Annotated in this window: 34 protein-coding genes; 26 read left to right on the plus strand and 8 right to left on the minus strand. The window is 69.0% G+C overall.

Annotation, left to right across the window (positions count from 1 at the left end; translation table 11 throughout):
* Positions 1–100 precede the first annotated feature (100 nt).
* From ADK65_RS15165 to ADK65_RS15180, 4 genes are read right to left on the minus strand one after another with little or no spacing between them, the layout of a single operon-like run.
* A complete protein-coding gene (locus ADK65_RS15165; protein WP_078955984.1) occupies positions 101–1,108 on the minus strand; it encodes a COX15/CtaA family protein in 1,008 nt (335 codons plus the stop codon).
* A 54-nt stretch (positions 1,109–1,162) separates the two neighbouring features.
* Positions 1,163–1,879, minus strand: a complete 717-nt coding sequence (locus ADK65_RS15170) for an ABC transporter permease (protein ID WP_234352887.1) — start codon at positions 1,877–1,879, stop codon at positions 1,163–1,165.
* Positions 1,880–1,935: 56 nt separating this feature from the next.
* Positions 1,936–2,859, minus strand: a complete 924-nt coding sequence (locus ADK65_RS15175) for an ABC transporter ATP-binding protein (RefSeq protein ID WP_053670661.1) — start codon at positions 2,857–2,859, stop codon at positions 1,936–1,938.
* A 31-nt stretch (positions 2,860–2,890) separates the two neighbouring features.
* Positions 2,891–3,703: an aminoglycoside N(3)-acetyltransferase gene (locus ADK65_RS15180; RefSeq protein WP_053670662.1), complete on the minus strand. Its 813-nt coding sequence runs from the start codon at positions 3,701–3,703 to the stop codon at positions 2,891–2,893.
* Positions 3,704–3,864: 161 nt separating this feature from the next.
* On the opposite strand from ADK65_RS15180, the gene ADK65_RS15185 reads away from it, so the two are divergent.
* From ADK65_RS15185 to ADK65_RS15220, 8 genes are read left to right on the plus strand one after another with little or no spacing between them, the layout of a single operon-like run.
* Entirely contained in the window at positions 3,865–4,587 is a 723-nt protein-coding gene (locus ADK65_RS15185; RefSeq protein WP_053670663.1) for a helix-turn-helix transcriptional regulator, read from the plus strand.
* Positions 4,584–6,005 (plus strand): Fe-S cluster assembly protein SufB, encoded by a 1,422-nt coding sequence (sufB, locus tag ADK65_RS15190; protein ID WP_053670664.1) that lies wholly within the window; start codon positions 4,584–4,586, stop codon positions 6,003–6,005. The genes ADK65_RS15185 and sufB overlap by 4 nt, the downstream gene beginning before the upstream one ends.
* A gap of 57 nt (positions 6,006–6,062) precedes the next feature.
* A complete protein-coding gene (sufD, locus tag ADK65_RS15195; protein WP_053670665.1) occupies positions 6,063–7,247 on the plus strand; it encodes a Fe-S cluster assembly protein SufD in 1,185 nt (394 codons plus the stop codon).
* Complete coding sequence (locus ADK65_RS15200; protein WP_053670666.1) at positions 7,244–7,561, plus strand: non-heme iron oxygenase ferredoxin subunit; 318 nt, start codon at positions 7,244–7,246, stop codon at positions 7,559–7,561. The genes sufD and ADK65_RS15200 overlap by 4 nt, the downstream gene beginning before the upstream one ends.
* A gap of 7 nt (positions 7,562–7,568) precedes the next feature.
* Entirely contained in the window at positions 7,569–8,333 is a 765-nt protein-coding gene (sufC, locus tag ADK65_RS15205) for a Fe-S cluster assembly ATPase SufC (RefSeq protein ID WP_053670667.1), read from the plus strand.
* Positions 8,330–9,586: a cysteine desulfurase gene (locus tag ADK65_RS15210; protein WP_053670668.1), complete on the plus strand. Its 1,257-nt coding sequence runs from the start codon at positions 8,330–8,332 to the stop codon at positions 9,584–9,586. The genes sufC and ADK65_RS15210 overlap by 4 nt, the downstream gene beginning before the upstream one ends.
* 16 nt (positions 9,587–9,602) lie before the next feature.
* Positions 9,603–10,073 (plus strand): Fe-S cluster assembly sulfur transfer protein SufU, encoded by a 471-nt coding sequence (sufU, locus tag ADK65_RS15215; protein WP_053670669.1) that lies wholly within the window; start codon positions 9,603–9,605, stop codon positions 10,071–10,073.
* On the plus strand, positions 10,070–10,402 hold the full coding sequence (locus ADK65_RS15220; RefSeq protein ID WP_053670670.1) for a metal-sulfur cluster assembly factor: 333 nt from the start codon (positions 10,070–10,072) through the stop codon (positions 10,400–10,402). The genes sufU and ADK65_RS15220 overlap by 4 nt, the downstream gene beginning before the upstream one ends.
* Before the next feature lie 56 nt (positions 10,403–10,458).
* Here the strand turns inward: ADK65_RS15220 and ADK65_RS15225 are convergent, their stop codons facing one another.
* Positions 10,459–11,292: an AbfB domain-containing protein gene (locus ADK65_RS15225; protein WP_053670671.1), complete on the minus strand. Its 834-nt coding sequence runs from the start codon at positions 11,290–11,292 to the stop codon at positions 10,459–10,461.
* Between the two features lie 201 nt (positions 11,293–11,493).
* Between ADK65_RS15225 and ADK65_RS15230 the strand changes: the two genes are divergently transcribed.
* The 5 genes from ADK65_RS15230 (at position 11,494) to ADK65_RS15250 (ending at position 16,142) form a co-directional block, all read left to right on the plus strand.
* Entirely contained in the window at positions 11,494–11,814 is a 321-nt protein-coding gene (locus ADK65_RS15230) for a DMT family transporter (protein ID WP_053670672.1), read from the plus strand.
* Positions 11,814–12,362 (plus strand): TetR/AcrR family transcriptional regulator, encoded by a 549-nt coding sequence (locus tag ADK65_RS15235; protein ID WP_053670673.1) that lies wholly within the window; start codon positions 11,814–11,816, stop codon positions 12,360–12,362. The genes ADK65_RS15230 and ADK65_RS15235 overlap by 1 nt, the downstream gene beginning before the upstream one ends.
* A gap of 183 nt (positions 12,363–12,545) precedes the next feature.
* Entirely contained in the window at positions 12,546–13,535 is a 990-nt protein-coding gene (dapD, locus tag ADK65_RS15240; RefSeq protein WP_053670674.1) for a 2,3,4,5-tetrahydropyridine-2,6-dicarboxylate N-succinyltransferase, read from the plus strand.
* A 340-nt stretch (positions 13,536–13,875) separates the two neighbouring features.
* On the plus strand, positions 13,876–15,183 hold the full coding sequence (locus ADK65_RS38570; protein WP_159038788.1) for a hypothetical protein: 1,308 nt from the start codon (positions 13,876–13,878) through the stop codon (positions 15,181–15,183).
* 410 nt (positions 15,184–15,593) lie between these two features.
* Positions 15,594–16,142, plus strand: coding sequence for an HDIG domain-containing metalloprotein (locus ADK65_RS15250; protein WP_053670676.1), 549 nt, complete (start codon positions 15,594–15,596; stop codon positions 16,140–16,142).
* A gap of 485 nt (positions 16,143–16,627) precedes the next feature.
* On the opposite strand, the gene ADK65_RS15260 is transcribed toward ADK65_RS15250, so the two are convergent.
* Together ADK65_RS15260 and ADK65_RS15265 are read right to left on the minus strand one after the other, a co-directional pair.
* Positions 16,628–17,098, minus strand: coding sequence for an NUDIX hydrolase (locus tag ADK65_RS15260; RefSeq protein ID WP_053670678.1), 471 nt, complete (start codon positions 17,096–17,098; stop codon positions 16,628–16,630).
* 105 nt (positions 17,099–17,203) lie between these two features.
* Positions 17,204–17,935, minus strand: coding sequence for an XRE family transcriptional regulator (locus ADK65_RS15265; RefSeq protein WP_053670679.1), 732 nt, complete (start codon positions 17,933–17,935; stop codon positions 17,204–17,206).
* A 162-nt stretch (positions 17,936–18,097) separates the two neighbouring features.
* Between ADK65_RS15265 and ADK65_RS15270 the strand changes: the two genes are divergently transcribed.
* The 11 genes from ADK65_RS15270 (at position 18,098) to ADK65_RS15315 (ending at position 24,709) form a co-directional block, all read left to right on the plus strand.
* Entirely contained in the window at positions 18,098–18,454 is a 357-nt protein-coding gene (locus tag ADK65_RS15270) for a hypothetical protein (RefSeq protein ID WP_053670680.1), read from the plus strand.
* 3 nt (positions 18,455–18,457) lie between these two features.
* Complete coding sequence (locus tag ADK65_RS15275) at positions 18,458–19,813, plus strand: FtsK/SpoIIIE domain-containing protein (RefSeq protein WP_053670681.1); 1,356 nt, start codon at positions 18,458–18,460, stop codon at positions 19,811–19,813.
* A gap of 43 nt (positions 19,814–19,856) precedes the next feature.
* Positions 19,857–20,525 (plus strand): DUF2637 domain-containing protein, encoded by a 669-nt coding sequence (locus ADK65_RS15280; RefSeq protein ID WP_053670682.1) that lies wholly within the window; start codon positions 19,857–19,859, stop codon positions 20,523–20,525.
* A gap of 21 nt (positions 20,526–20,546) precedes the next feature.
* The gene (locus ADK65_RS15285) at positions 20,547–20,738 is read left to right on the plus strand and encodes a mobile element transfer protein (RefSeq protein ID WP_053670683.1); all 192 of its coding nucleotides are present in this window, start codon (positions 20,547–20,549) and stop codon (positions 20,736–20,738) included.
* Between the two features lie 13 nt (positions 20,739–20,751).
* Positions 20,752–20,907, plus strand: coding sequence for a hypothetical protein (locus tag ADK65_RS38065; protein ID WP_107092298.1), 156 nt, complete (start codon positions 20,752–20,754; stop codon positions 20,905–20,907).
* A 12-nt stretch (positions 20,908–20,919) separates the two neighbouring features.
* Complete coding sequence (locus ADK65_RS15290) at positions 20,920–21,237, plus strand: hypothetical protein (protein ID WP_053670684.1); 318 nt, start codon at positions 20,920–20,922, stop codon at positions 21,235–21,237.
* Positions 21,238–21,326: 89 nt separating this feature from the next.
* The gene (locus ADK65_RS15295) at positions 21,327–21,512 is read left to right on the plus strand and encodes a hypothetical protein (protein ID WP_053670685.1); all 186 of its coding nucleotides are present in this window, start codon (positions 21,327–21,329) and stop codon (positions 21,510–21,512) included.
* Complete coding sequence (gene repSA / locus ADK65_RS15300) at positions 21,505–22,878, plus strand: replication initiator protein RepSA (RefSeq protein ID WP_053670686.1); 1,374 nt, start codon at positions 21,505–21,507, stop codon at positions 22,876–22,878. Before ADK65_RS15295 ends, repSA begins: the two co-directional genes overlap by 8 nt.
* A 2-nt stretch (positions 22,879–22,880) precedes the next feature.
* Positions 22,881–23,081: a helix-turn-helix transcriptional regulator gene (locus ADK65_RS15305; RefSeq protein WP_053670795.1), complete on the plus strand. Its 201-nt coding sequence runs from the start codon at positions 22,881–22,883 to the stop codon at positions 23,079–23,081.
* Positions 23,081–24,322 carry a tyrosine-type recombinase/integrase gene (locus ADK65_RS15310; protein WP_053670687.1) on the plus strand — a complete coding sequence of 414 codons (1,242 nt, stop codon included), beginning with the start codon at positions 23,081–23,083 and terminating at the stop codon, positions 24,320–24,322. The genes ADK65_RS15305 and ADK65_RS15310 overlap by 1 nt, the downstream gene beginning before the upstream one ends.
* A gap of 156 nt (positions 24,323–24,478) precedes the next feature.
* Positions 24,479–24,709 (plus strand): hypothetical protein, encoded by a 231-nt coding sequence (locus tag ADK65_RS15315; RefSeq protein ID WP_053670688.1) that lies wholly within the window; start codon positions 24,479–24,481, stop codon positions 24,707–24,709.
* Positions 24,710–24,790: 81 nt separating this feature from the next.
* Here ADK65_RS15315 and dapA read toward each other — a convergent pair whose 3' ends face one another.
* A complete protein-coding gene (gene dapA, locus ADK65_RS15320) occupies positions 24,791–25,729 on the minus strand; it encodes a 4-hydroxy-tetrahydrodipicolinate synthase (RefSeq protein WP_053670689.1) in 939 nt (312 codons plus the stop codon).
* Positions 25,730–25,872: 143 nt separating this feature from the next.
* On the opposite strand from dapA, the gene ADK65_RS15325 reads away from it, so the two are divergent.
* Together ADK65_RS15325 and ADK65_RS15330 are read left to right on the plus strand one after the other, a co-directional pair.
* On the plus strand, positions 25,873–26,292 hold the full coding sequence (locus tag ADK65_RS15325) for a phage holin family protein (protein ID WP_053670690.1): 420 nt from the start codon (positions 25,873–25,875) through the stop codon (positions 26,290–26,292).
* Positions 26,289–26,654 (plus strand): DUF3618 domain-containing protein, encoded by a 366-nt coding sequence (locus tag ADK65_RS15330; RefSeq protein WP_053670691.1) that lies wholly within the window; start codon positions 26,289–26,291, stop codon positions 26,652–26,654. The genes ADK65_RS15325 and ADK65_RS15330 overlap by 4 nt, the downstream gene beginning before the upstream one ends.
* The last annotated feature ends 245 nt before the right edge of the window (positions 26,655–26,899 follow it).

Here is a 26,899-nt window from a genome sequence, read left to right on the forward strand (position 1 = left end):
GACCTCCGTGTGCGGTGCAGCTTAGACACCTCCACCACACCGGAGGTCTTCGCCGTGATCAAGACCCCGGCCCTGTCAACAACGCTCGTGATCAATACAACTAGGCCTTGGTCAGGGTGGCCTCGGCGGCGGGCCCGGGCAGGTCCACGACGTCCTCCGGCCGCTCGCGCAGCGACAGCACCACCCGCAGCACCCAGATCCACATCACGGCCGAGCCCAGCATGTGCAGGCCGACCAGGATCTCGGGCAGGTCGGTGAAGTACTGGACGTAGCCGATGACGCCCTGCGCGAGCAGGATCAGGAACAGCTCGCGGGTGCGGTGCAGCGGGTTGCGCGGCGCGTCGACCGCCTTGAGGACGAACCACAGGGCGAAGGTCAGCGTTACCACGATCCACGCCAGCACGGCGTGCAGCTTGCTCACGGTCTCCCAGTCGACCGGCATCCGCTCGACCTCACTGGAGTCGCCCGCATGCGGGCCCGCGCCGGTGACGACCGTGCCGACCAGGATGAGCAGGACGGCCGCCGCGACCAGGAACCACACCAGCTGCTGCACGGCCTTGCCGACCAGCGGACGGGACACCGCGTCGCCCTCACGGGTGCGCTGCCACATCACCGTGGCCACCGCGATCAGCGCCGAGGTCGCCACGAAGTGGGCCGCGACCGTGTACGGGTTGAGACCGACCAGCACCACGATGCCGCCGAGGATCGCGTTGCTCATCACGATCCAGAACTGAGCCCAGCCCAGCCGCACGAGACCCCGCCGGTACGGCTTCTGCGAGCGCGCGGCGATGATCGCCCAGCCGACGGCGGCGCACAGCACGTACGTCAGCATGCGGTTGCCGAACTCGATGGCGCCGTGGAAGCCCATCGCACTGGTGGCGGTGAGCGAGTCGTCGGTGCACTTGGGCCAGGTCGGGCAGCCCAGGCCCGAGCCGGTCAGCCGGACGGCGCCGCCGGTGACGACGATGATCACCGACATCAGCAGTGCGGTCAGGGCCGCGCGCCGGACCGTCCGGGGTTCCGGGGTCCAGCGCTCGGCGATGAAGGCGAGCGGGTTGCGCAGGGCGGCCTGGGCGTCGGCGCGGGTCACGTGTGGCACGCGAACCATCGTAGGCCGACGCTTGTGCATGCGTTCACGAGGGTCCGTCACAGGACACCCTCCCTACTCCCAGCGGAAGAACTTTCCGGCCGCCGCCAGCCCCACGACCGCCCAGACGGCCAGGATCCCGAGGTCGCCCCAGGGCATCCCGGCGCCGTGCTGCAGGACGTCCCGCAGCCCGTCGGACAGTGCCGAGATCGGCAGCAGGCCCAGTACGTCCTGCGCGCCGGGCGGGAACTTGTCGAGCGGCACGACGACCCCGCCGCCCACGAGCAGCAGCAGGAACACCAGGTTGGCCGCGGCCAGCGTCGCCTCGGCCTTCAGGGTCCCGGCCATCAGCAGGCCCAAGCCGGAGAAGGCCGCCGTGCCGAGGACCAGGAGTAGTAGGACGGCGACCGGGTTGCCCCGCGGCGACCAGCCGAGCGCGAAGGCGATCACCGTCAGCAGGATCACCTGGAGCACCTCGGTGACCAGCACGGACAGCGTCTTGGCCGTCATCAGGCCCCAGCGGGGCAGGGGCGAGGAGGCGAGCCGCTTCAGCACGCCGTAGCGGCGCTCGAAGCCGGTCGCGATCGCCTGGCCCGTGAACGCGGTGGACATCACCGCGAGCGCGAGGATGCCGGGCGCGAGGAAGTCGACCGCCTCGCCCGCGCCGGTGTCGACGATGTCCACGGTGCTGAAGAGCGCCAGGAGCAGCGTCGGGATGACGACGGTCAGCAGCAGCTGCTCGCCGTTGCGCAGCAGCATCTTCGTCTCGAGCGCGGCCTGGGCCGCGATCATGCGGGGGAGGGGCGCCGCGCCGGGCTTCGGCGTGTACGTCCCCGTGCCGGTGGCGGTCACGAGCGCAGCTCCTTGCCGGTGAGCTCCAGGAAGACGTCCTCCAGGGTGTGCCGCTCGACGGAGATCTTCTCCGGCATCACGCCGTGCTGTGCGCACCAGGAGGTCACCGTCGCGAGCAGCTGGGGGTCGACCTTGCCGACGACCCGGTAGGAGCCCGGCGTCAGCTCGGCGGCCGAGCAGTCGGCGGGCAGGGCCTTCAGCAGCGAGCCGACGTCGAGGCCGGGCCGGCCCGTGAAGCGCAGCGTGTTCTCGGCGCCGCCCCGGCACAGCTCCTCGGGGGAGCCCTGGGCGATGACCCGGCCGGAGTCGATGATCGCCACGTCGTCCGCGAGCTGCTCGGCCTCGTCCATGTAGTGGGTGGTGAGGATCACCGACACGCCGTCCGCGCGCAGGTCCCGCACGAGGTCCCAGGTGGCGCGGCGGGCCTGCGGGTCGAGTCCGGCGGTCGGCTCGTCGAGGAAGACCAGTTCCGGTCGTCCGATCACGGCCATGGCCAGCGCGAGCCGCTGCTGCTGCCCGCCGGACAGCCGCCGGTACGTCGTACGGCCGCAGGAGCCGAGACCCAGCCGCTCGATCAGCGCGTCCACGTCCAAGGGGTGCGCGTGCAGTTTCGCCACGTGGCGGAGCATCTCGTCCGCCCGGGAGCCCGAGTAGACGCCGCCGGACTGGAGCATCACGCCGATCCGGGGCCGAAGGTCCCCGGACTGTCTCACCGGGTCGAGGCCCAGGACGCGCACCGTGCCGGAATCCGGCTTCCGGTACCCCTCGCAGGTCTCGACCGTGGTCGTCTTGCCCGCCCCGTTGGGGCCGAGCACGGCGGTCACGCCGGTCCGGGCCACCAGGTCCAGCCCGTCCACCGCGGTCTTCGTGCCGTACCGCTTCACCAGGGCCTGGACCTGGATCACGGGCTCACTTCGCATGGGTCCAGAGTCTAGGGAGGCGGGCCGGAGCTCAGATGGGCGGGTGGCGGAATTCGTCGTCCCGGGGCCGGTGGACCGCCAGCCACCGTTCGGCGTAGGCCACCGCGTCCGCCACCGGGAACAGCCGCACCTCGGCCGCGCCGGCCTTTCCGCGCACGACGGGCCGGTCGCGTTCGAAGTCGTAGCCCAGCTCGTCGAAACGGTCCGAGCTGATCGACACCTCCGTGACGGTCTCCCAGCCCTGAGGCCCTGGCCGCCCCACGGCGACGCGCGGGGACGGTATCCGGTACTCGGCGAGGTGGAAACTCGTGCAGGAGGCGTAGCCGGCACCGAGCAGCAGCACCCGGGCGCCCATCGCCTCCAGCTTCGCCAGCGGGCTGCGCTCACCGAGCCGGCAGTCGGGCGCGTGCCCGTCGAGCACCTCCGCCGCGCGGGGGCCGAGCGCGGCGAACGAGGTCTGCGGGTGCGCGCTGCGCCGTGCGCCGGGCCAGGTGCGCACGGTCTCGGGGACGACGCCGACCCCGCGGCTGGGTGTGATCCGCGGGTCGTAGGCGGGCATGGTGGCGCGGATGGCCGCCCACCATTCCGGCGGCACGGGAGGGTTGCTCCACAGGGCCGGGTCGGACAGGTCGCCGGTCTGCGTGGGGACGACGAGCGTGCCCTGCGGGCCGAGCGCGTCGAGCAGTCCTTCCACCACCGCGACGGCGCCGCCGTTGACCCAGCCCAGGGCGCTGAGCGAGGAGTGCACGAGGAGGGTCTCGCCGGGCCGTACGCCGAGTTCGCCCAGCTGGGTCCGGAGCGTCTCGCGGGTGACAAGAGGGCCGGTCGGAGGGGGTGTGGGCATGGTTGTGGAGTGTCCCCGATACGGCTGTCGCATGCCACCGGTTTGATCGATCAGAGATCGTTTCCGCAGGTCAGATTAGGTATACCTAAGTGACGCAGGGCACCGTCGGGTGCGGCGGGCGCGGCTTGCCCGGTCCGGAGGAATTACGCAACAATGGCGTTGTGAAAAACGTCGGCGAGGCACCCCAGGAGGAGCTGGCGACCGGGGAGCGGTCCACCCGCAACCGAGTCGCCCGGTCCATCCTGGACCACGGCCCCTCGACCGTCGCCGAACTCGCCGAGCGGCTGGGTCTCACCCAGGCGGCCGTGCGCCGGCATCTCGACGCCCTCACGGGTGACAATGTCGTGGAAGCGCGCGAGCAGCGGGTGTACGGCGCGCGGACCCGCGGCCGGCCCGCCAAGGTGTTCGCCCTGACGGACTGCGGCCGGGACGCCTTCGACCAGTCGTACGACACGCTCGCCACGGACGCGCTGCGCTGGATCGCCGACCGTGAGGGCGGCGACGAGGCGATCGCCGCCTTCGCCCGTGCCAGGATCGCCGCGCAGGCGGGCGCCTACCGCCGCGCGGTCGAGGGCGTGCCACCCGAGAAGCGGGCCGAAGCGCTGGCCAAGGCCCTGAGCGCCGACGGGTACGCTGCTACGGCGCGCAACGCGCCCCACCCACAGCGGGGTGAGCAGCTCTGCCAGCACCACTGCCCGGTCGCGCACGTCGCCGAGCAGTTTCCGCAACTGTGCGAGGCGGAGACGGAATTTTTCGCCGAGCTGCTCGGTACGCACGTACAGCGGCTCGCCACCATCGCGCACGGCGACGGCGTCTGCACGACGTTCATCCCCAAGATTTCCCACAACGCATCTGCAAGCACGGCCGGGAGGAAACCCGCATGACTCTCCCCACGGAGACTGCCCACCCCGAGCTGGAGGGCCTGGGCAAGTACGAGTACGGCTGGGCCGACTCCGACACGGCCGGCGCCTCCGCCAAGCGCGGCATCAACGAGGACGTCGTCCGGGACATCTCCGACAAGAAGAGCGAGCCGGAGTGGATGACCAAGCTCCGCCTCAAGGGCCTGCGCCTGTTCGAGAAGAAGCCCATGCCGAACTGGGGCTCCGACCTCTCCGGCATCGACTTCGACAACATCAAGTACTTCGTGCGCTCCACGGAGAAGCAGGCGGAGTCCTGGGAGGACCTGCCCGAGGACATCAAGGCCACCTACGACAAGCTCGGCATCCCCGAGGCGGAGAAGCAGCGCCTCGTCGCCGGTGTCGCCGCGCAGTACGAGTCGGAGGTCGTCTACCACCAGATCCGCGAGGACCTGGAGGAACAGGGCGTCATCTTCCTGGACACCGACACCGCGCTGAAGGAGCACCCGGAGCTCTTCAAGGAGTACTTCGGGACCGTCATCCCCGTCGGTGACAACAAGTTCGCGTCGCTGAACTCGGCCGTGTGGTCGGGCGGCTCCTTCATCTACGTGCCGCCGGGCGTCCACGTGGAGATCCCGCTCCAGGCCTACTTCCGCATCAACACGGAGAACATGGGCCAGTTCGAGCGGACCCTGATCATCGTCGACGAGGGTGCCTACGTGCACTACGTCGAGGGTTGTACGGCCCCGATCTACAAGTCGGACTCGCTGCACTCCGCGGTCGTCGAGATCATCGTCAAGAAGAACGCCCGCTGCCGCTACACGACCATCCAGAACTGGTCGAACAACGTCTACAACCTGGTCACCAAGCGCGCCGTCGCCTACGAGGGCGCGACCATGGAGTGGGTCGACGGCAACATCGGCTCCAAGGTGACGATGAAGTACCCGGCCGTCTACCTGATGGGCGAGCACGCCAAGGGCGAGACCCTGTCCATCGCCTTCGCGGGCGAGGGCCAGCACCAGGACGCCGGCGCCAAGATGGTCCACATGGCCCCGAACACCTCCTCCAACATCGTCTCCAAGTCGGTGGCGCGAGGCGGCGGCCGCACCTCCTACCGCGGTCTCATCGAGATCGGCGAGGGCGCCCCGGGCTCCAAGTCGAACGTCCTGTGCGACGCGCTGCTGGTGGACACCATCTCCCGCTCGGACACCTACCCCTACGTGGACGTCCGCGAGGACGACGTGTCCATGGGCCACGAGGCGACCGTCTCCAAGGTCTCCGAGGACCAGCTCTTCTACCTCATGAGCCGCGGCCTGAGCGAGGACGAGGCCATGGCGATGATCGTGCGCGGCTTCGTCGAGCCCATCGCCAAGGAGCTCCCCATGGAGTACGCGCTGGAGCTCAACCGGCTGATCGAGCTGCAGATGGAGGGCGCGGTCGGCTGACGCCCGACCGCCGTCCCATCAAGCCCCTCCCGTAAGAAAGCGAGCACTACGACAGCCATGGCTGAGGCCCAGAACATCCCGGTGGGGTCCACCACCGCCGGCTCGATCGCGGTCGCCGCGGAGTCGACCGTCGCCACCCGCATGAGCGCGCCCCCCTCGTTCGACGTGGCGGACTTCCCCGTCCCGCACGGCCGGGAGGAGGAGTGGCGGTTCACCCCGCTGGAGCGGCTGCGCGGTCTGCACGACGGCACCGCCGTCACCACCGGCAACGGCGTGAAGGTCGAGGTCAAGGCCCCCGAGGGCGTCACCGTCGAGGCCGTCGGCCGCGACGACGCGCGGCTCGGCAAGGCCGGCACCCCGGTGGACCGCGTCGCCGCCCAGGCCTACTCGGCGTTCGAGAAGGCCTCGGTCGTGACCGTCCCCAAGGAGACCGTCCTCACCGAGCCCGTCCGCATCTCGGTGCACGGCGAGGGCGGCACCGCCTTCGGCCACCAGGTGATCGAGCTGGGCGCCTTCGCCGAGGCCGTCGTGGTCATCGACCACACCGGTGACGCGGTGCTCGCCGCCAACGTCGACTACCTCCTGGGCGACGGCGCCAAGCTCACCGTCGTCTCCGTCCAGGACTGGGACGAGAAGGCCGTCCACGTCGCGCAGCACAACGCGCTCGTCGGCCGCGACGCCTCCTTCAAGTCGGTCGTCGTCACCTTCGGCGGCGACGTCGTCCGGCTGCACCCGCGCGTGCAGTACGCCGGCCCCGGCGGCGAGGCCGAGCTGTTCGGCCTGTACTTCACCGACCAGGGCCAGCACCAGGAGCACCGCCTCCTGGTCGACCACAACGTCCCGCACTGCAAGTCCAACGTCGTGTACAAGGGCGCGCTCCAGGGCGAGGACGCGCACGCGGTGTGGATCGGTGACGTGCTCATCGAGGCCAAGGCCGAGGGCACCGACACCTACGAGATGAACCGGAACCTCGTCCTCACCGACGGTGCCCGGGTCGACTCCGTGCCGAACCTCGAGATCGAGACCGGCGAGATCGTCGGCGCCGGCCACGCCTCGGCGACCGGCCGCTTCGACGACGAGCAGCTCTTCTACCTCATGGCCCGCGGCATCCCGGAGCACGAGGCCCGGCGCCTCGTGGTCCGCGGCTTCTTCGCCGAGCTGGTGCAGCAGATCGGCCTCCCCGACATCGAGGAGCGCCTGATCGCCAAGATCGAGGAGGAGCTGGAGGCGGCGGTCGCATGACCTTCGTACGCGCCTGCGGACTGGGCGAGCTGGAGGAGGACACCCCGAAACGGGTGGAACTCGACGGCACGCCCCTGTCCATCGTGCAGACCGAGGGCGAGGTGTTCGCGATCCACGACATCTGCTCGCACGCGAACGTCTCCCTGGCCGAGGGCGAGGTCGACGACTGCCACATCGAGTGCTGGCTGCACGGCTCGCGTTTCGACCTCCGTTCCGGCAAGCCCGACGCCCTACCGGCGACGCGCCCCGTCCCCGTATACCCCGTAAAGATCGAAGGGGACGACGTGCTCGTCTCCCTCACCCAGGAGTCCTGAGGCACCCATGGCAACGCTTGAAATCCGAGACCTGCACGTCACCGTCGAGGCCGACAACGCCACGAAGGAGATCCTCAAGGGCGTCGACCTCACCGTGAAGCAGGGCGAGACGCACGCCATCATGGGCCCCAACGGCTCCGGCAAGTCGACCCTCGCCTACTCCCTCGCGGGTCACCCGAAGTACACGATCACCGGCGGCACCGTCACCCTCGACGGCGAGGACGTCCTGGAGATGTCCGTCGACGAGCGCGCCCGCGCCGGCCTGTTCCTCGCCATGCAGTACCCGGTCGAGGTCCCGGGTGTCTCCGTGTCGAACTTCCTGCGCACCTCCGCCACCGCCGTCCGCGGCGAGGCCCCCAAGCTGCGCACCTGGGTCAAGGAGGTCAAGGAGGCCATGGAGCGCCTCAACATGGACCCCTCCTTCGCCGAGCGCAACGTCAACGAGGGCTTCTCCGGCGGTGAGAAGAAGCGCCACGAGATCCTCCAGCTGGAGCTCCTCAAGCCCAAGATGGCGATCCTCGACGAGACCGACTCCGGCCTCGACGTCGACGCCCTGCGCGTCGTCTCCGAGGGCGTGAACCGCGTCCGCGAGACGGGCGAGGTCGGCACCCTGCTGATCACCCACTACACGCGCATCCTGCGCTACATCAAGCCCGACCACGTGCACGTCTTCTCCGGCGGCCGGATCGTCGAATCCGGCGGCGCCGAGCTCGCCGACAAGCTGGAGAACGAGGGCTACGAGGCATACCAGAAGGGTGGCGCATCCGCGTGACATTGCTGCCGGGCCTCCTCGACGCAGAGGCGATCCGCAAGGACTTCCCCATCCTGGACCGCCAGGTCCACGACGGCCGGAAGCTCGTGTACCTGGACAACGCGGCGACCAGCCAGAAGCCGCGCCAGGTGCTGGACGCCCTGAGCGAGTACTACGAGCGCTACAACGCCAACGTCCACCGCGGTGTGCATGTGCTCGCCGAGGAGGCCACGGCGCTGTACGAGGGCGCGCGCGACAAGGTCGCGGAGTTCATCAACGCGCCCAGCCGCGACGAGGTGATCTTCACCAAGAACGCCTCGGAGTCGCTCAACCTCGTGGCGAACATGCTGGGCTGGGCCGACGAGCCCTACCGCGTGGACTCCGACACCGAGATCGTCATCACGGAGATGGAGCACCACTCCAACATCGTGCCGTGGCAGCTGCTCGCGCAGCGCACGGGCGCGAAGCTCAAGTGGTTCGGCCTGACCGACGACGGCCGTCTGGACCTGTCGAACATAGAGCAGATCATCACGGAGAAGACGAAGATCGTCTCCTTCGTGCTGGTCTCCAACATCCTCGGCACCCAGAACCCGGTCGAGGCGATCGTGCGCCGCGCCCAGGAGGTCGGTGCGCTGGTGTGCATCGACGCCTCCCAGGCCGCGCCGCACATGCCCCTGGATGTGCAGGCCCTGCAGGCCGACTTCGTGGCCTTCACCGGCCACAAGATGTGCGGCCCGACCGGCATCGGCGTCCTCTGGGGCCGCCAGGAGCTGCTGGAGGACCTGCCTCCGTTCCTCGGCGGCGGCGAGATGATCGAGACGGTGTCGATGCACTCCTCGACCTACGCCCCGGCACCCCACAAGTTCGAGGCGGGCACGCCCCCGATCGCCCAGGCGGTCGGCCTCGGGGCGGCGATCGACTACCTCGAGTCGATCGGCATGGACAAGATCCTCGCCCACGAGCACGCCCTCACCGAGTACGCGGTCAAGCGGCTGCTGGAGGTCCCCGACCTGCGCATCATCGGCCCGACCACGGCCGAGGAGCGCGGCGCGGCGATCTCCTTCACCCTCGGCGACATCCACCCCCACGACGTGGGCCAGGTGCTCGACGAGCAGGGCATCGCAGTCCGGGTCGGCCACCACTGCGCGCGGCCGGTCTGCCTGCGCTACGGAATTCCCGCGACCACGCGAGCGTCGTTCTACCTGTACTCCACGCCGGCCGAGATCGACGCACTGGTCGACGGCCTGGAGCACGTACGGAACTTCTTCGGCTGACGGGACGAGCGATCGCATGAAGCTGGACTCCATGTACCAGGAAGTCATCCTGGACCACTACAAGAACCCGCACGGGCGGGGCTTGCGGGATGGCGACGCCGAGGTGCACCACGTCAACCCGACGTGCGGTGACGAGATCACGCTGCGCGTGAAGTACGACGGCACCACGATCGAGGACGTCTCGTACGAAGGCCAGGGCTGTTCGATCAGCCAGGCGAGCGCGTCCGTACTGAACGACCTCCTCGTCGGCAAGGACCTCTCCGACGCGCGGAAGATCCAGGAGACCTTCCTGGAGCTGATGCAGTCCAAGGGGAAGCTCGAACCCGACGACGCGATGGAGGACATCCTGGAGGACGCGATCGCGTTCGCCGGGGTGTCCAAGTACCCGGCCCGGGTGAAGTGCGCCCTGCTGAGCTGGATGGCCTGGAAGGACGCGACGGCCCAGGTGCTGGGCGGAGCCGACGCCGAGAAGGAGACGACGGCATGAGCGAGACCGTTGAGATGAAGCCGGCCTCGGAGGAAGAGGTCCGTGAGGCGCTGTACGACGTCGTCGACCCCGAACTGGGCATCGACGTCGTCAACCTCGGCCTGATCTACGGCATCCACATCGACGAAGCGAACATCGCGACGCTCGACATGACCCTGACGTCGGCGGCCTGCCCGCTGACGGACGTCATCGAGGACCAGGCCAAGTCCGCCACGGACGGCCTCGTGAGCGAGCTGCGCATCAACTGGGTCTGGATGCCCCCGTGGGGCCCCGACAAGATCACGGACGACGGACGCGAGCAGCTGCGGGCTCTCGGCTTCAACGTCTGAGATCCGCCGGCGCGACGGAGGGCGGCACCCTGTCGGGGTGCCGCCCTCACGCGTGCTCAGCCCCGTGCGGACACGATCTGGAACGACGCGTCCGAGTAGTACTGGTGACTGTTCTCGAAGGGGTCCAGGCGGAGCTGGAAGTTGCGGTGACGCAGGAAGCGGCCCGGGTAGTTGACCGACTCCAGCGAGACGGTTGTCGAGCGGGACCAGACCCGGGGGCAGAACGTGGCGTCCTGGCGGAACAGGGCCGAGCCGTCGTTCTTGTCGGCGACCAGGACGAAGCTGCGGTGGCGGAGGTAGCGGCCGTCCGCCGTGGTGAAGGAGTAGCAGGAGGGGTCGGAGAGACCGGCGACGCGCTGGAAGGTGGCGTCCTCGCGCTGCCCGGAGCCCGAGCCGGTCTGGTCCAGGCGCACGTAGCCGTCACGCACCCGCCAGTAGCGGTCGGGGAAGTTGACCGAGCGTATGGATATGCCGGTGGAGGCCGGGGGCTTCGGGTGCCTGGAAGAGGTGGGGGACGCCTTCGGCGGCTTCGGGGCCTTCTTCTCGGGCTTCGGGCTCGGGGTGGCCGTGGACGCGCTGGTGGTGGGGGTGGGCGAGGGATGACGGCGGTGCGTACCGGGCTTGGACGTGCCGGACTCGGAGGGGGTCGCGAAGGAGATCAGCCCGCCCGGGGCCGAACCGCTGAGGGTGGTCGGCTCCGCGGCGCGGGATTCGGCCTCCTCGGCCTCGCTGTTCATCACGGTGATGGCCGTGACGCACGCGGTGATCGTCGCGAGGGCCAGCGCACCCGCCAGCCAGAGCCGTCGCGTCCCCGGTGCCCGGGTGGTGTCCGGGGCCCAGCCGCTCTCCCAGGGGCGGTCCTGAGGCGGCCGGGACTTCTCTTCTGACATGCGCTGTTCCTCCAGCGGGGCACTCTTGACGGCGGCGCAGTTGTGGTGACCCGGTGTGTGATCGGTGACACCGTAGTGGACGTCTGGGGCGCCTGTGACGCGTTTGGTGAGAGCGGTTTCCCTCTGTTGCGAGAGTGGATTCTTCCCGTGATCCGAACGCCTTTGTGTACGGGTGTACACATGGTGTGTACGCTTGTACATATGGGATATCTGCTGCTGGCCGGGGCCATAGCCGCCGAAGTCGGTGCGACCACCGCCATGAAGTACAGCGACGGGTTCAGCAGGCTCGGCCCGTCACTGCTCACGGTCCTCGGATACGTCGTCTCCTTCGCGTTGCTCGCGCAGACCCTCAAGACCGTCTCGGTCGGCACGGCCTACGCGATCTGGGCCGGTGTCGGCACCGCCGCCATCGCCACGATCGGGTTCGCGTTCCTGGGAGAGGGGATGACGGCCGCCAAGGCCGCCGGTATCGCGCTGATCATCGCCGGGGTCGTGGTGCTGAACCTGGGCGGGGCCCACTGATGGCCCGGCGTCACGACCCCGAGCGGCGGCAGCGGATCATCGACGCGGCGATCCGGGTCGTCGGGGCGAAGGGGATCGCCGGGCTCAGCCACCGCAGCGCGGCCGCCGAGGCCGATGTGCCCCTCGGCTCGACGACGTACCACTTCAAGACCCTCGACGAACTGCTGGTCGCCGCGTTGCGGCAGGCCAACGAGGGCTTCGCCAAGGTGGTCGCCTCGCGCGGCGGCCTGGAGGACCCCAGCACCGACCTGGCCGCCGAGCTCGCCGCCTGGATGGCGGAGTGGCTCGCGGGCGACCGCATCGGGGTGGAGCTGGAGTACGAGCTGTACCTGGCCGCCCTGCGCCGGCCCGCCCTGCGGCCCGTCGCCGCCGAGTGGGCGGCGGGCATCGCCGAGCTGCTGTCCCGCCGCACCGATCCGGAGACGGCCCGGGCCCTGGTGGCGGTGGTCGACGGCATCTGCCTCCAGGTCCTGCTGACCGGGGTGCCCTACGACGCGGAGTACGCCCGGGACGTGCTGGGACGGGTGCTGGCGGGGGCGCGGGGGTGAGGCCCGCAGGCAAGGACGTCGGAGTGATGCCGCGCCGTGCACGGGGTGCCGGCCCGGGGCCGGGCGCCCTCGGGGACCGTCCGTGCTGCTGAGGGACGTCTTCGCCGAACGGATACCGCCCGTCCCGTGAGACGCCCTCGCACCGGTTCGCATCGATCGGCGTCCGCCGGTTAGGTTGCCCTCATGACCGACACGACTGCTTCTCGCACCACCGGCGCCGTGGCCGCCGGCCTCGCCACGATCGCCGCCGACGGTACCGTTCTCGACACCTGGTTCCCCGCGCCCGAGCTGGCCGACCAGCCCGGCCCGTCCGGCACCGAGCGGCTGTCCGCCGAACGTGCCGCGGAGCTGCTCGGCGGTGGCGCGACCGCGGCGATCGGCCCGGACGCCCGCCGCGGCGTCGAGGTGGTCGCGGTCCGTACGGTCATCGCCTCGCTCGACGAGAAGCCGATCGACGCGCACGACGCCTACCTGCGCCTGCACCTGCTCTCCCACCGCCTGGTCAAGCCGCACGGCCAGAGCCTGGACGGCATCTTCGGCTTCCTCGCCAACGTCGCCTGGACCTCGCTCGGCCCGGTCGCCGTCGACGACCTCGAGAAGGTCCGGCTGAACGCCCGGGCCGAGGGCCTGCACCTGCAGGTGACCTCCGTCGACAAGTTCCCGCGCATGACGGACTACGTGGCCCCCAAGGGCGTCCGGATCGCCGACGCCGACCGGGTCCGCCTCGGTGCGCACCTCGCCGAGGGCACCACCGTCATGCACGAGGGCTTCGTCAACTTCAACGCCGGCACGCTCGGCACGTCGATGGTCGAGGGCCGGATCTCCGCCGGTGTCGTGATCGGCGACGGCTCGGACATCGGCGGCGGCGCTTCCACCATGGGCACCCTCTCCGGCGGCGGCAACGTCATCATCTCCATCGGCGAGCGCTGCCTGATCGGCGCCGAGGCGGGCGTGGGCATCGCCCTCGGCGACGAGTGCGTCGTGGAGGCCGGCCTCTACGTCACCGCCGGCACCCGCGTCACGATGCCCGACGGCCAGATCGTCAAGGCGCGCGAGCTGTCCGGCGCCTCCAACATCCTCTTCCGCCGCAACTCGGTCACCGGCACGGTCGAGGCCCGGCCGAACAACGCGGTGTGGGGCGGGCTGAACGAGATCCTGCACAGCCACAACTGATCATCGTCGGCCGTGACCTGCGGCCGTCGAATCGATCAACGTCCTGACCTGCTGCTGAGCTGTCGGCAGCTGTCGACGTTGGTCATCGTTGAGCGCCCTTCCACGGCCCTAGGACGGCCCGGGAGGGCGCTTCTGTATTGGCGGCGTCATCCGGCGGGCCGGTGCGCTCCGTGGCAATCAGCTGCTACGAGGGCGGATGGGTGTCAGGTGGCCACCGGGGGAGAAGTGCCTGACGGAGCCTCAACTGTCAGACCCGGCAGATACGCTAGTAATGCGCAGGCCCGGACATGTCACGTTCGCCCCCACCCGCGCGGAAGTACGTAGTGCAGCGGAGGCAACAATGAGTGTGGACAGCCTGTGGTCCAAGATCGACCTCTCGGTTAAGGGCACTCCAGACCAAGGAACGACCAACAACGCCGAAGAGCCCAAGGATGAGAGTACTGCGAAGGCGTGGCCGAAGTGGAAGGTACGCCTTCTCGATACGATTGGTTCCCTTGTCTGGCTCTACATTAGTGTCAAGCTTTTCATTTTCGACTTCGATAATTATCTGGTTGAGCGATTCCTTCCCGGGGCCACATCTGTCCTGGACTATCGATTCCTCTTTGTTGGGGGAATTTTTGTCCTGCTTGTTTTGTTTTCTGGGGGTCGACGACTGAAGTATATGTACGTCGGCCTCTTTCCGCTCGTGGTCGCGTTCTGGAAAATTCCTAAGTGGTTCTACAAGGCCAAGAGCTGGGTTGCCGTATTTACCTTTCTTAATGTGGTATCCATGGCGGTCAGGCATTTGAAATGGAATGCTACAACGAGATTCTGTGCGATACTTTCTCTCGTTGGTGTGGCTGTATCAGGTAACCATGTCATCCTTGGAGTTTGCGCTTCCTATCTCGGCGTTTACTTCGTCCTGCTGATGGCTCGAACGATCTGGTTCTCGGTGAAGCCGTCGCATTTTCTGAAATCGCAGCAAACGCTAATCGATAAGATTTCGAGCGCCTCCTTCGTTACTCAGATCACCACGGTCAGTCCCGAGTTGCGGGATTCAGCTCTGCAGAAGTTCAGTGCTGCACAGTTGACTACGTTTCAGTCGAACCTCGGCATGGCTGTTCTGGTCAGCAGAGCCACCTACTACTGGGCGTACCAGCTGGAGAAGTATCGGACCAGTGCTGCTTCGCTTATTCTGAGTGCCATCGCGTACGCGAGCCTCTACGTGCAGGGGATCGTTGTATTCTCGGTGATCAATTGGGCGATCCTTAAGATGGATCCTGCAGCCTTCTCGTACTCTGGGGATCCTGCCTTTCTGCAGGTGGCGTACTATTCTCTGTTTCACGGTGCCGGTTCTGCACTCTCTCCGGTTTCTGGGGTGGCTGTAGCGGTCAAGATCGCGACGAATGTAGTCGCTCCGTTGTTTATTACTGCACTCGTTACCCAGTTCCTCATTAATCGCCGTCAGGTGGAACAGGATGCTGCGGCGGAAGAGGCCGTCAAGAAGATCAAGGCTGCAGGTGCGGAGCTTGAAAAGAGGTTTAAGCAGGAGTATGAGATTTCGACCGAAGAGGCAATCGCGCGGCTGCAAGCATTGGGTGAGAGCTTCTTCTTGACTGCTATTACGGCTATGTCGGCTCAACTGCCGCCTGATTACGACGCCGAGTAGCCTCGATCACGCTAGGTCGGTGGAGCGGCTTTGGGCTGGAGCTGCTTTGGGGCGAGTGATCATGGCCCCGTAAGCTTCCGGCGAGTCGGGCAGTCTGTGGACCTGCCCGTTAAAGCACGACGTTGGGGCCATGATCTTAGAGGCTCGCCCCAAAGTGGCTGCCTAAAGCCGTGGAGCCGACCGCCCCAGCCACAGAGGGTGTCTCCCACCTCATGCCCGCAGCTCGCCAGCGCGCCGCCGGGCGCGGCCAGCCGGGGCGCAGACAGGAGGCAGGCCGCGCCGCAGAGGCGGCGCGCGCCCGCGCCGTGCGCGGGCCTTGATGAAGTAGGGAAAGTCTTACCGCGTCCAGTGATCGGGAGCGGCCGGTCTCCGGCTTCAGCGGGGTGCCCTGTTCGGCTACCGTGCGATCTATGACCTCTGGATTGGATACGCCCCAAGGTGCGGCCGAGCTGGCCGAGTCGCTCTTGCCTCCGCTCGGGAACCGCTGGCTGCACACTCAGGCCGTGGCGGCGCGTGCGTCTGAGGCTTCGGCGGCTGTGTCCGCAGAGGACCGGGATCTGCTCATCGCTGCCGCGTGGCTGCATGACATCGGCTACGCCCCGGAGCTGCGGGACACGGGGTTTCATCCGCTTGACGGAGCGCGCTACCTGGAGACGCAAGGGGCGCCATCACGACTCGTCCGACTGGTCGCCCACCACTCTGGTGCGGTGTACGAGGCTGAACAGCGTGGGCTCATCGATGAGTTGGCTGTGTATGAGCGGGAGGACTCTCCCGTCCTGGACGCGTTGATCTATGCCGACATGACGACCGGCCCGGCCGGGCAGTCCTTCGACTTCGACCACCGCATCGACGAGATCTTGAAGCGATACGAGCCGGGCAGCGAGGTGCACAACGCGATCAGCAAGGCGCGGCCCTACCTGGGCGAGGCGGTCCAGCGGGTTCGAGGGCGCTTGGGCTGAGGCCCGGGTCTGGGCGCATGGCCGACAGGCGATCTACCGCAGGTGCGTTGAATGCTCTACGGTCCGTCGCATGGGTGGCCTGGGGGACTTACTGAAGAAGCGTTGGGGCGTCGTGATCCTCTTACTGGGGATCTTGGCATGGGCTTCGGACATCATCGGGCCGGGGATTCTCATCCTCGTAGCCTCCGTAGCTGTCCTGTACTTCCTCCTCCAAGCGCCGCTCAGGTGCATCGCCCTGGGACGGCAAGGAAGGTGCCGCAACAACGCTCAAGGCCTCTTGCGAGGGTGTTGGATCCGTGAGCACAAGTGGCAAGGCCTGAAAGCACTGCGTGGAGCGGGAGGCAAAGCGCAAGGGCCCCACGCAGCGCTCATGCAGGATCGGCAGCAGATGAGTGCGACCCTGGGTGTCGCCGTCGGGGTCATTTCGGCGATCGTCGCGTGCGCGGACTTCATCTTCAAGTGATGCGCTGCCTGGGCCGAGTGCCTCAGCCAAGGTATGGCTCGGGCCGTTCCTGGAGTCCGTGATCGATCCGCATCCGCATCGACGGATGGATGTTCAGGCTGTCCAGCCGACTGGGATGGACGAACGCCACTTCCTTGCTCTCGCTGCTGGTGCGCAGCTCGCCGCCGACGATGCGGGCTCGGAAGCAGATGGAGAACTGTTGGCGTACCTCGCCGTCGTCGTACGCCATGACGTGGGCCGGGTTGGTGTAGGTGCCGACCAGGCCGGTCATCTCGACGTCGAAGCCGGTTTCTTCCTTCGTCTCCCGTACGGCTGCGTCGGGCGCTGACTCGCCGACGTCGACCCCGCCGCCGGGCAGGGCCCAGAGGTCGTTGTCCGTCTTGTGGATCAGCAGGATTTCCCCGGCGTCGTTCAGCGCCACCGCGGTTACGGACGGGACGATGCTGTTCGCCTTCGGGGCGTTCGGATCGTTGAAGTAGTCGACTCGGGCCATGCCTCCAGCCTCGCATGTCTGGCAGACGAACCGAAGTCGACCGTGGACCGGGTGCCGGTTCCGCCGGCGCCCGCAGCCCCGACCCTCGAAGACGCCGTGCCGTTGCTACGCGGGGCGTCCGCGTTCCCAGGTGTAGTCGAAGCTCCGCATGTAGTGCCGGAAGGTGCGGGCGCCGGGGATGTACCGGAAGTGCAGCACCGGGTTCTGCCCGGCCGGTGCTCCGAGCACGTGCGGGTTCACCAACACGTCGTCGTCGAACCGATAGATCGAGTTGTACAGGATCGTGTCGTGCAGCCGGACCTCTACGCCCGGGGTCTTCATCGCCGGTTCGAGGTAGCGCCGGGTGATCCGGGCACGCGCGGCCAGGTCGTCACCTATGCCTTCCTCTTCGCCGCGCTGGCGGACCATCTCCGAGTCGGGGTCGCCGAGCAGGACCCGAACCTGGGCACCGGCCTTGGCCTTGTCCGCCAACTCATAAGGGAGATCCGGGTGGTTGTCGAAGAGGAACAGACCCGCGTACACGAGGATGTCCACCTGGTCCTTCGCCTTCTCGATGAGCGATGACCACAGCGCGGCCGGTACGGCGCCCCGGTGCGGGTAGTACGTGATCAGCTCAGAGGTGCTCGCGGACTCTGCCTGCTTCTCGACGGTGGGCCACAGGTAGACCTCGTCGACGCCGAGGAAGCTCGCGGCCTTCCAGCGGTGCCCCCGGTGCGGCGTGCGGTTGGTCGTGATCCAGCGTTCCACGCTCTTGGGGTCGACCCCCACGTGCTGGGCTACCGACTGGATCGTCTCGCCCTTCGCTGAAATCGCCGCGCGCAGACGCTCGTTCGCCATGGCGTGTCCTCTCGTGGGACGTATCGGGGACGTTTTGACGATAGCTCAGACGTCCCTAAACGTCCATACGGACCGTGATGCGTCCACCACCTCTCGCGGTCTCCTGATCTCACCGGCGATGAACGCCGGTTCCAAATCTCCCTCAGATCAGGAGAACAGACGATGCGTCAGATCCCCGTCGACACCTCCACCGCGACCGTGATGGTCGCCCAGACCCCGGAGCCCAAGGTCCGTGACCGCCGGACCGGCGAGATCGCCACGGACGCCGAGACGGGCGCGAAGCTGATGACGGTGAGCGTGATGTTCGCCCTCAACGGCGAGGTCGAGATCCTGAACGTCACCGTGCCGGAGAGCGGCATCTCGGGCGAGCTGGCGATGGGTACCCCGGTCGCGCTGACGGGGCTGATCGCCCGGCCGTGGGAGAACGAGTTCAACGGCCAGAAGCGGCACGGCATCGCGTTCCGTGCGGTCGCAGTCACCTCGCTCGTTGCCGGTGCTGAGCAGCCGAAGGCGGCCTGAGCCATGACCTGGCTGACCGTCGCCCTGGTGCTGGTCGTCGCCGCTGCGGGTCTCCTGCGGTGGCGGCGCCCCGCCTGGTACTGGCTGACCTTCGGCGTCACCCTGGCAACTCTGCGGGTCCTGCTCCGGTACCCGTCCGTGATGGACGCCTGCGGCCTGACCGTCCCGGCTCCCCGCTGGCGCCTGACCCTGGCGCGGATGACCAACCGGGCCATTCCCGGCCCCCGGGCCCCGCGCATCCTGCGGGTACGGCCGACCCGGACCGGTCTGGTGCTGCGGCTCAAACTCCGGCCCGGTCAGGACGCCTTCGACGTGGCGGCCTCGTGTGACCGGCTGCGGCACTCGTTCGCGATGTACGGCGTCACCTCCCGCGAGCTGCGCTCCGGCGTGGTCGAGGTGCGGATGACCGGCTATGACGTGCTCAAGCGGGTGCAGATGCCTGCTAAGTGCGACACCCGGCCGATGCGGGTGCCGGTCGCCCTGCGCGAGGACGGCGCCGTTCATTTCCGGGACTACCGGGCTGTTCCCCACGCGCTCACGCTCGGAGCCACGGAGTCCGGCAAGTCCGTCTACCAGCGCAACCTGGTGGCCGCGCTCGCCCCGCAACGGGTCGCCCTGGTGGGCATCGACTGCAAGCAGGGAGTGGAACTCTTCCCGCTGGCCCGTCGGTTCTCCGCGCTGGCCGACAACCCTGACACCGCCGCCGAACTCCTCGACGCGCTGGTGGCGCACATGGAAGACGTCTACCAGCTCATCCGCGCCGAGCAGCGGATCACCGCCGACGTACCGGATGCGGAGATCGCCGCCGACATCTGGAAACTGCCGGATGACCTGCGGCCCGTGCCCATCGTGGTCCTGGTCGACGAGGTCGCCGAACTCGCTCTCTTCGCCACCAAGGAGGAGGAGAAGCGACGGGACCGGATCATCACCGCCCTCGCGCGGCTGGCCCAGCTCGGCCGGGCGGCCGGGATCTACCTGGAGATCTGCGGGCAGCGCTTCGGCTCCGAACTCGGCAAGGGCATCACGATGCTCCGCGCCCAGCTCACCGGCCGTACCGCGCACCGCGTCAACGACGAGTCCAGCGCGAACATGGCCTTCGGTGACATCGCGCCGGATGCCGTGCTGGCCGCGATCCAGATCTCCACCGACATGCCCGGTGTCGCCATCACGGGCGATTCGACCGGTGGCTGGGCCCGGATCCGCGCCCCGCACACCTCGCTTCGGCAGGCCGTCAACACCTGCAACCGGTACGCCGACCTGGCCCCGGACCTGCCCGCCCTGGCTCCCTTCCGACCCGCACTCGGCGGTCCGAAGCCGATCCCGGCCCCGGCCGTCGAGTCCGCCCCGGCCGCTGCCTGATCCCGCCTCGTCCCTTGCCCAACCTCGCGAAGGAGGTGACGACATGACCCGCTCGATCCGCCCCGATGCTGTCCTGGTTCAGGCCGTGATCGCCGGAGCCCTGTCCTTCGCCCACTTGCATGACCTGGCCGCCGCTGCTGGACAGACGGGCTGGAAGGCATGGGCTTACCCGGTCAGTGTCGACCTGCTCCTGGTGGCCGCGTGGCGACGGCTCCGCAATGACGGGCCGTCCCGGCTGGCCTGGTGCTGGTTCATCGTCGCCCTGTTCGCCTCGCTGGGCGCCAACGTCGCCACTGCCGGGTTCCTGGACTTGGAACACCCGCCCGCCCTGCTCCGGCTCGGCGTCGCCGGGTGGCCCGCCGTGGCCTTCCTCGGCGGCACGCTTCTCGCCCACGCGCCCAAGTCCGCCGAGGACCGGGTGCCGGATCCGCCGGCACCCGCAACCCCGGTCACTGAGCCGGTTACCGAGACCGAACCGGAGGCTGAGCCGGTCTCGGCAGTCGACGACACCCCGGCCCTTCCGGCTGCCGAGCCCGCCCCGGCCGCCGCTGCTCCGGCTGTGCCGGTCCCGGCCGCGCTCGTCGACCACGCCCGCAAGGTCGCCGACGACCACCGCGCCCGTACCGGTTCGCCGATCGACACCGACACCCTGCGCGCCCGACTCGGCGTCCCGCCCCAGCTGGCCCACGCCATCGCCGCCCAACTCGCCTGACCCGAAGGGAGAACACCCGTCATGCCTGCCCGCGACTTCTTCCACTCCGTGATGCGGATCGGACCGGTGCAGATCGGCACCCACCGCGACCGGCACGGCCGGACCAAGCACGCCGCCGTGTGCAGCTCCGACGGCTGCGGCTGGTCTGCCGACTACACCAGCCAGTCCGCCGCCCAGCTCGCCGCCCGCACCCACCGCTGCAAGGTCCGTTAGGAGGCCCTCCGCCATGGAAGTACCGCTCTGGCTCGCGCTGCTCGCCGTCGGCTACCTCGGCGTCAAGCTCATCCGCCCGCCCGCCTGGCTCATCGCCGTCCTGCTGCTCGGCGGCTTCCTCCTCGCCGACAGCGTCCTGGCCCCCGCCATCGACCCCTTCGTCAAGTAGAGGAGATCGCTGATGCTCCGCCCCAAGATCCCGACCATGCCTACCCCGACCGGCCAAGTCACGCCGCCCGTCGTGGTCGAGCCGACCACCATCGTCCCGGCCTCCCAGACCCCGCCGCCCGCCCCGGTGGCCCCGGCTCCCGCCCGGCCCACGGTGCAGCTCACCCCCGGCACCGCTCTCGCCCTCGTCGGCGGCGGCACCGCCGTGGTCCTGGTCGTCGGCGCCGTCCTGGTCTCCATGCTTCTCGCGGTCGCCATCACCGGCGCCTCGGTCGCCATCAGCGCCCTGGTGATCCGCTCCCTGATCAACGCCGACGTCAAGCAACGCTGACCGGCCCCCGGGCGGCACCGATACCGCCAAGCATCCGCCGCCCGGGAGCCGCGCCCCTGTCCGATCTCACAACCGGAAGGACCCCCAGCATGACCGACCGCACCGCACCCGCGCCCCGTATCTGCCCCAACTGCGACGGTTTCGCCTCCGCCGCTATCACCAGCGGCGGCCGCGACCGGCACGGCCACCTGCGCATCATCACCGCCAAATGCCCGGCCTGCGACGGCCTGGGCACCGTCCCCGCCCGTCGCGTCCGGGAGGGTGCCGGTGCCTGACACGCTGCTCGACCCGACCACCCTCGGCGACCTGCTGAGGGTGGCTTCGGCATCCGACTTCGACCGCTGGCACGAGCAGATCCGCCGCACCGGCGGCTGCGCCGACCCCATCCACCTCACCGGCTGGACCCTTGCCAAGGACAAGACCACCGGCGAGACCCTGCACCACTACACCACCGCCAACGAGCCGGGCGGCCGTCTCCGTGTCGCCTGCGGAAACCGACGCGCTTCGCGCTGCCCGTCCTGCGCCTGGACGTACGCGGGCGACACCTACCACCTCATCCGCGCGGGCCTGGCTGGCGACGACCGACGCGACATCCCCGCCACCGTCCGAGACCACCCGCGCGTCTTTGCCACCCTCACCGCCCCCTCCTTCGGTCGGGTCCACAACCGGCCCGACCATGGCCGCTGCCGCTGCGGTATCCGCCACGGCTCCGATGACCCTGACCTGGGAACGGCCCTGGACCCGGCGACGTACGACTACGCGGGCGCCGTGCTGTTCAACAACCACGCCGGACAGCTCTGGCAGCGCTTCACCAACCGCCTTCGCCGTGAGATCGCCGCTCGCGCCGGCATCACTCAGCGGGAGCTGAAGGAGTGCGCCCGGCTGTCGTACGGCAAGGTCGCCGAGTTCCAGAAGCGTGGCGCCGTGCACTTCCACGCCGTCATCCGCATCGACGGCCCAGAAGGACCCGAGACCACCGCGCCCGCCTGGGCGACGGTCGATCTCCTCGCCGATTCGATCCGTGCAGCTGCCGCGCACTCCTACACCTCGGTCTCAGTCCCGGGCGCTGAGGACCAACCGGCCCGTACCTTCCGCTGGGGCACTCAGCTCGACGTCCGGCCCGTGAAGGCCTTCGGCGACGGCTCTCAGATCACCGAGCAGGCCGTGGCCTCCTACGTGGCCAAGTACGCCACCAAAGCCGCCGAGAACACCGGCACCCTCGACCGGCGCATCGGCGAACTCGCCGAGCTCGACCGCCACCAGGTCCCGGACCACACCCGCCGCCTCATCGAGGCCTGCAAGCAGCTCGACCCGCTCTACCCCGACCGGCGCCTGTGGGCCTGGGCTCACATGCTCGGATTTCGCGGCCACTTCTCCTCCAAGTCCCGGCGCTACTCCACCACCCTCGGCGCCCTGCGCCAAGCACGCGCTGACTACCGCGCCGCCCAGGAACACGCCGCCCTCGGCCTGGACGACCGCGAGCCGGACACCGTCCTGGTCCTGGCCGACTGGCAGTACGCCGGACACGGCCACACCCCCGGCGAATCCGCCCTCGCCGCCACCATCGCCCGCGACCTCCAGCTCAACCGCGAAACCGCCCGCGAAGCGCTCGCCGCGCTGCCAGATGAAAGGGAGTGGTGACCATGCCGACCCGGCTGCCCGATCGGTATCTCACGCCTGAGGACCTGGTCCAGCTCTTCGAGCTGCCCAGCGTCGAGACCGTCTACCAGTGGCGGAGGAAGCACATAGGGCCCCGCGGCTTCAGGGTCGGTCGGCATCTCAGGTTCGACCCGCAGGACGTACAGGCATGGGTCAAGTCCCGAATGGAAGGGGCCGCTGCCTGATGGCCGGACACGTTCAGGATCGCTGGTACAAGGCCCTCCCGGGCCCGGACGGCAAGACGGTCAGGGTCAAGACCGACCGTTTCGGCGTCGGCCACCGCTACCGCGCCCGGTACACCGCGCCGGACGGCTCGGAGAAGTCGAAGAGCTTCCCAGACAAGCAGAAGCGCAAGGCCGAAGCCTGGCTGTCCAACATCGAGGCGGACATGTCCCAGGGTCGGTACATCGACCCGGCTGCGGGCTCGGTGACCTTCGCGCAGTACGCCAAGGAATGGATGGCGGCGCTGACCATCGACCCGGTGACTCGAGAGAGCGTCGAGATTCGTCTCAGGGTCCACGCCCTTCCGTACCTCGGCGATCGGCCCATGGCGTCCTTCCGGCCCTCGCACCTGCGGGCATGGATGCGACAGCTGGAGGAGACGGGCCGCGCGGCGTCCTACCGACGGTCGATCTTCGCCAACGTGTCGGCCGTCTTCACGGCTGCCGTGGAAGACCGGATCATCGCGGAGAATCCGTGCCGGGCCCGTTCCGTACGGGCGCCCTCCCTCGACGGCCGCAAGGTCAAGCCGTGGTCCCTCGATCGCGTGATGGCCATGCATGAGGCGTTGCCGGACGCCTACCAGGAGATGGTTTCCCTGGGGGCAGGCTGCGGGCTCCGGCAGGGCGAGATCTTCGGCCTCGCTCTGGAGGACATCGACTTTCTGAGCGGCACGGTTCACGTCGTCCGCCAGGTCAAGCTCATACGTGGCGTGCAGGCGGTCTTCGGCCCGCCCAAAGGTGGCAAGGAGCGCCACGTACCGCTCCCCGAGACGGTCGCCTTCGCGCTCGCGGCGCAGATCACCAAGCACGAGCCGGTAGAGGTCACCCTGCCGTGGAAGAGCCCGGACGGCCCACCCGTCACCGCCTCGCTGCTCTTCGTCAACGCCCGACGCCAATGGCTCCACCGGTTCCGCTTCAACCGGTCCGTATGGCGTCCGGCTCTCACTTCGGCCGGCATACCCCTCGGACGCGAGAACGGCATGCATGCCCTCCGCCACTTCTACGCCTCCGTGCTCCTGGACGCGGGGGAGAGCATCAAGGCCCTGAGCGAGTACCTGGGTCACCACGACCCGAGCTTCACCCTCCGCACGTACACGCACCTGATGCCGAACAGCGAGGCGCGCACCCGGGCCGCCGTGGATCGCGTCTTCCGGGACCAGGAGAGCACCGATGACGGCCCCGAAACGGCCCCTGAGGCCGGTTGATCGTCTGACCTGCTCATGATTCAGAACAGCCACAACTGACGGCCCCGGCACGATCCCGTACGGATGACCCTGCGTGACCTCGCGGTGGTTTCGGCAGATGAACGGGTGGACGCAGTGTCCGATCAGACGCCGAACCGACGAAACGAGGACCGGGGCATGAGGAACGAGCGGGGGCGGGCCGTGGTGCGCGGGCTGACCGGGGTGGCCGCAGTGCTGGCGGTGTGCTGGCTGCCGGCGGGGGCCGCGCACGCCGACGAGACCAACACCGGCTCGCACAACGGCCACCGGGTCGGTCTGATCAACGTGAACACCGGTCAGATCGACGACCCGGCGGAGGACGTGCTGGAGCACACCCTGCTGTTCGGTGACGGGTACGCCTGGAACTGAGCGGGCGGAGCAACGGGACGGCCCGTACCGCAGGTGACCCTGCGGTACGGGCCGTCCCGTTCTCCGTTCGCGGCGGCGTGATCATGGGCTGATCAGGTCGTCGTGGAGTGCGAGCAGTTCGCCGGCCGTCCTGCGGCCGGCCGGCTGAAGGGGGCTGCGGACCGGGCCTGCCGGCAGGGCCAGGGCGTTCAGCACTGCCTTCGCCGTGACGGTGCCCGGCAGGCCCGCCGACATGATCGCCTCGATGAGGGGGGTGGCCTGCTGCTGGAGGCGGGCCGCCCGGGCCGTGTCGCCCGCGTCGAACGCCTCCAGGACCGCCCGCAGGTGGTTCGGAATCACGTTCGCGACCGTGCTGACGTAGCCCGTGCCGCCCACGGCGTACAACGCGAGGTTGTGTTCGTCGCAGCCCGCGTAATACGCCAGGTTGGTGCGGGCCAGCACCTTCTGGGCGCCCAGGAAGTCGTGGGAGCAGTCCTTGACCGCGACGATCCGGGGGTGTTCGGCGAGGCGGAGGAGCGTCTCCGGTGCGATGCGGGTGCCGGTGCGGGCGGGGATGTCGTAGAGCATCAGTGGGAGTCCGGCCGTGTCCGCGACTCGACGGAAGTGGGCCTCGATCGCGTCCTGCGGGGGTCTGCTGTAGTACGGCGACACCACCAGCAGGCCGTCCGCTCCCGCCTTCTCGGCCTCCCGGGCCAGTTCGGTGGTGTGCAGGGTGTCGGGGGTGCCGATGCCGGTGATGACCCTGGCGCGGTCGCCGACCGCCTCGCGGACGGCTCGGACGAGGTCGGACTTCTCGGCGTCCGTCGTGGTCGGGGATTCGCCCGTGGTGCCGGAGAGGACCAGGCCGTCGCAGCCGCTCGCCACGAGGTGGCTGGCGAGCTGCTGGGCGCCGTCGAGGTCCAGGGCGCCGGACGGGGTGAAGGGGGTGATCATGGCGCAGAGGGTGCGGCCCAGGGGTGGGGTGAGGGGTGTGGGTGGCGGTGGTACGGGAGGCGGAGGTACGGGAGGCGGTGGGGTCATGGGGGTAGTCTCGGCCCGCCGTTCATGTAGCTCCACTTAATTCTGTTACCGAATATCTCTAAGCGATGCTTCAAGGTGCGTCCGCTGGGTAGCGGCGGGCCCGTCCGGGTACCCGGGTGTTCCTGACGTCGAGAGGAGGCACCGTGACCGGGACCATGGATCATCGGGCCGTGCACGACGAGCGCCGCTCCGTGGGTGAACTCGTCGGGCAGGCCACGGAGCAGCTCTCCACGCTCATGCGGCAGGAAGTGGCGCTCGCCAAGGAGGAACTCGCCGAGAAGGGGCGGCGTGCGGGGCGCGGTGGCGGGCTGCTCGGGGCGGCGGGCGCCGTCGCGTACGCCGGGCTGCTCGTGCTGTCCGGCGCGGGTGTGGCCGCACTCTCTCTGGTGCTGCCCGTGTGGGCCGCGGCGCTGATCGTGACCGGGGTGTTGTTCGTGATCGCGGCCGTGCTGGCGGCGACGGGGCGGGCGCAGCTGCGGAAGGCCACGCCGCCCACGCCCGAGCAGGCGCTCGGCAGTGTCAGGGCGGACGTGGAGGAGATCAAGGAGAGGGCGCATCGATGACGGAGGCGACGGGTGGGGCGAAGGGCCCCGATGAGCTGCGGCGGCAGATCGAGCGGACCCGGACGGAACTCGGCAACACGGTGGAGGAGCTGGCCGGGAAGGCGGATGTGAAGGGGCGCGCGCGGGCGCGGGCCGCCGATCTGCGGGACAAGGCCGGGGCGATGACGGTGCAGTTGCGCAGCAGTGCCGCGCAGGCGGGGCACACCGTGCACGATCGGGCGACGCATGCGGGGCCTCGTCCGGTGCGGACCGTTGTGCAGGCGGGGATGCGGCATCCCAAGCCGGTGCTGGTGGCCGGGGCGGCGGGGGCCGTGGTGGCTGTCGGGGTGTTGAGGTGGAGGCATGCGCACGGGCATCGCTGAGCGTTGAGTGCTTGCGCTGAGCATTGAGGGCTTGGCGGCGGTGGGTGTTCGTCTGCGCCGGGTGGGGGTGCGCGTTTCGCGTGCCGCGGGGTGGCGGGTCGGGGCCGCGCCGGGGGGTGTCCGTCCTCGGAACGGCGCGATGGGCTTGCACGCCGACTGACTGTTCGTTGACGCGCCAACCGCTGCGGGCGGACACCCCCCGACACGGCCCCTTCTCGTCGTACGCGGGTGCGGGCGCGTCGTGG

The sequence above is a fragment of the Streptomyces sp. NRRL B-1140 genome, from assembly GCF_001280065.1.
Lineage (GTDB): Bacteria > Actinomycetota > Actinomycetes > Streptomycetales > Streptomycetaceae > Streptomyces.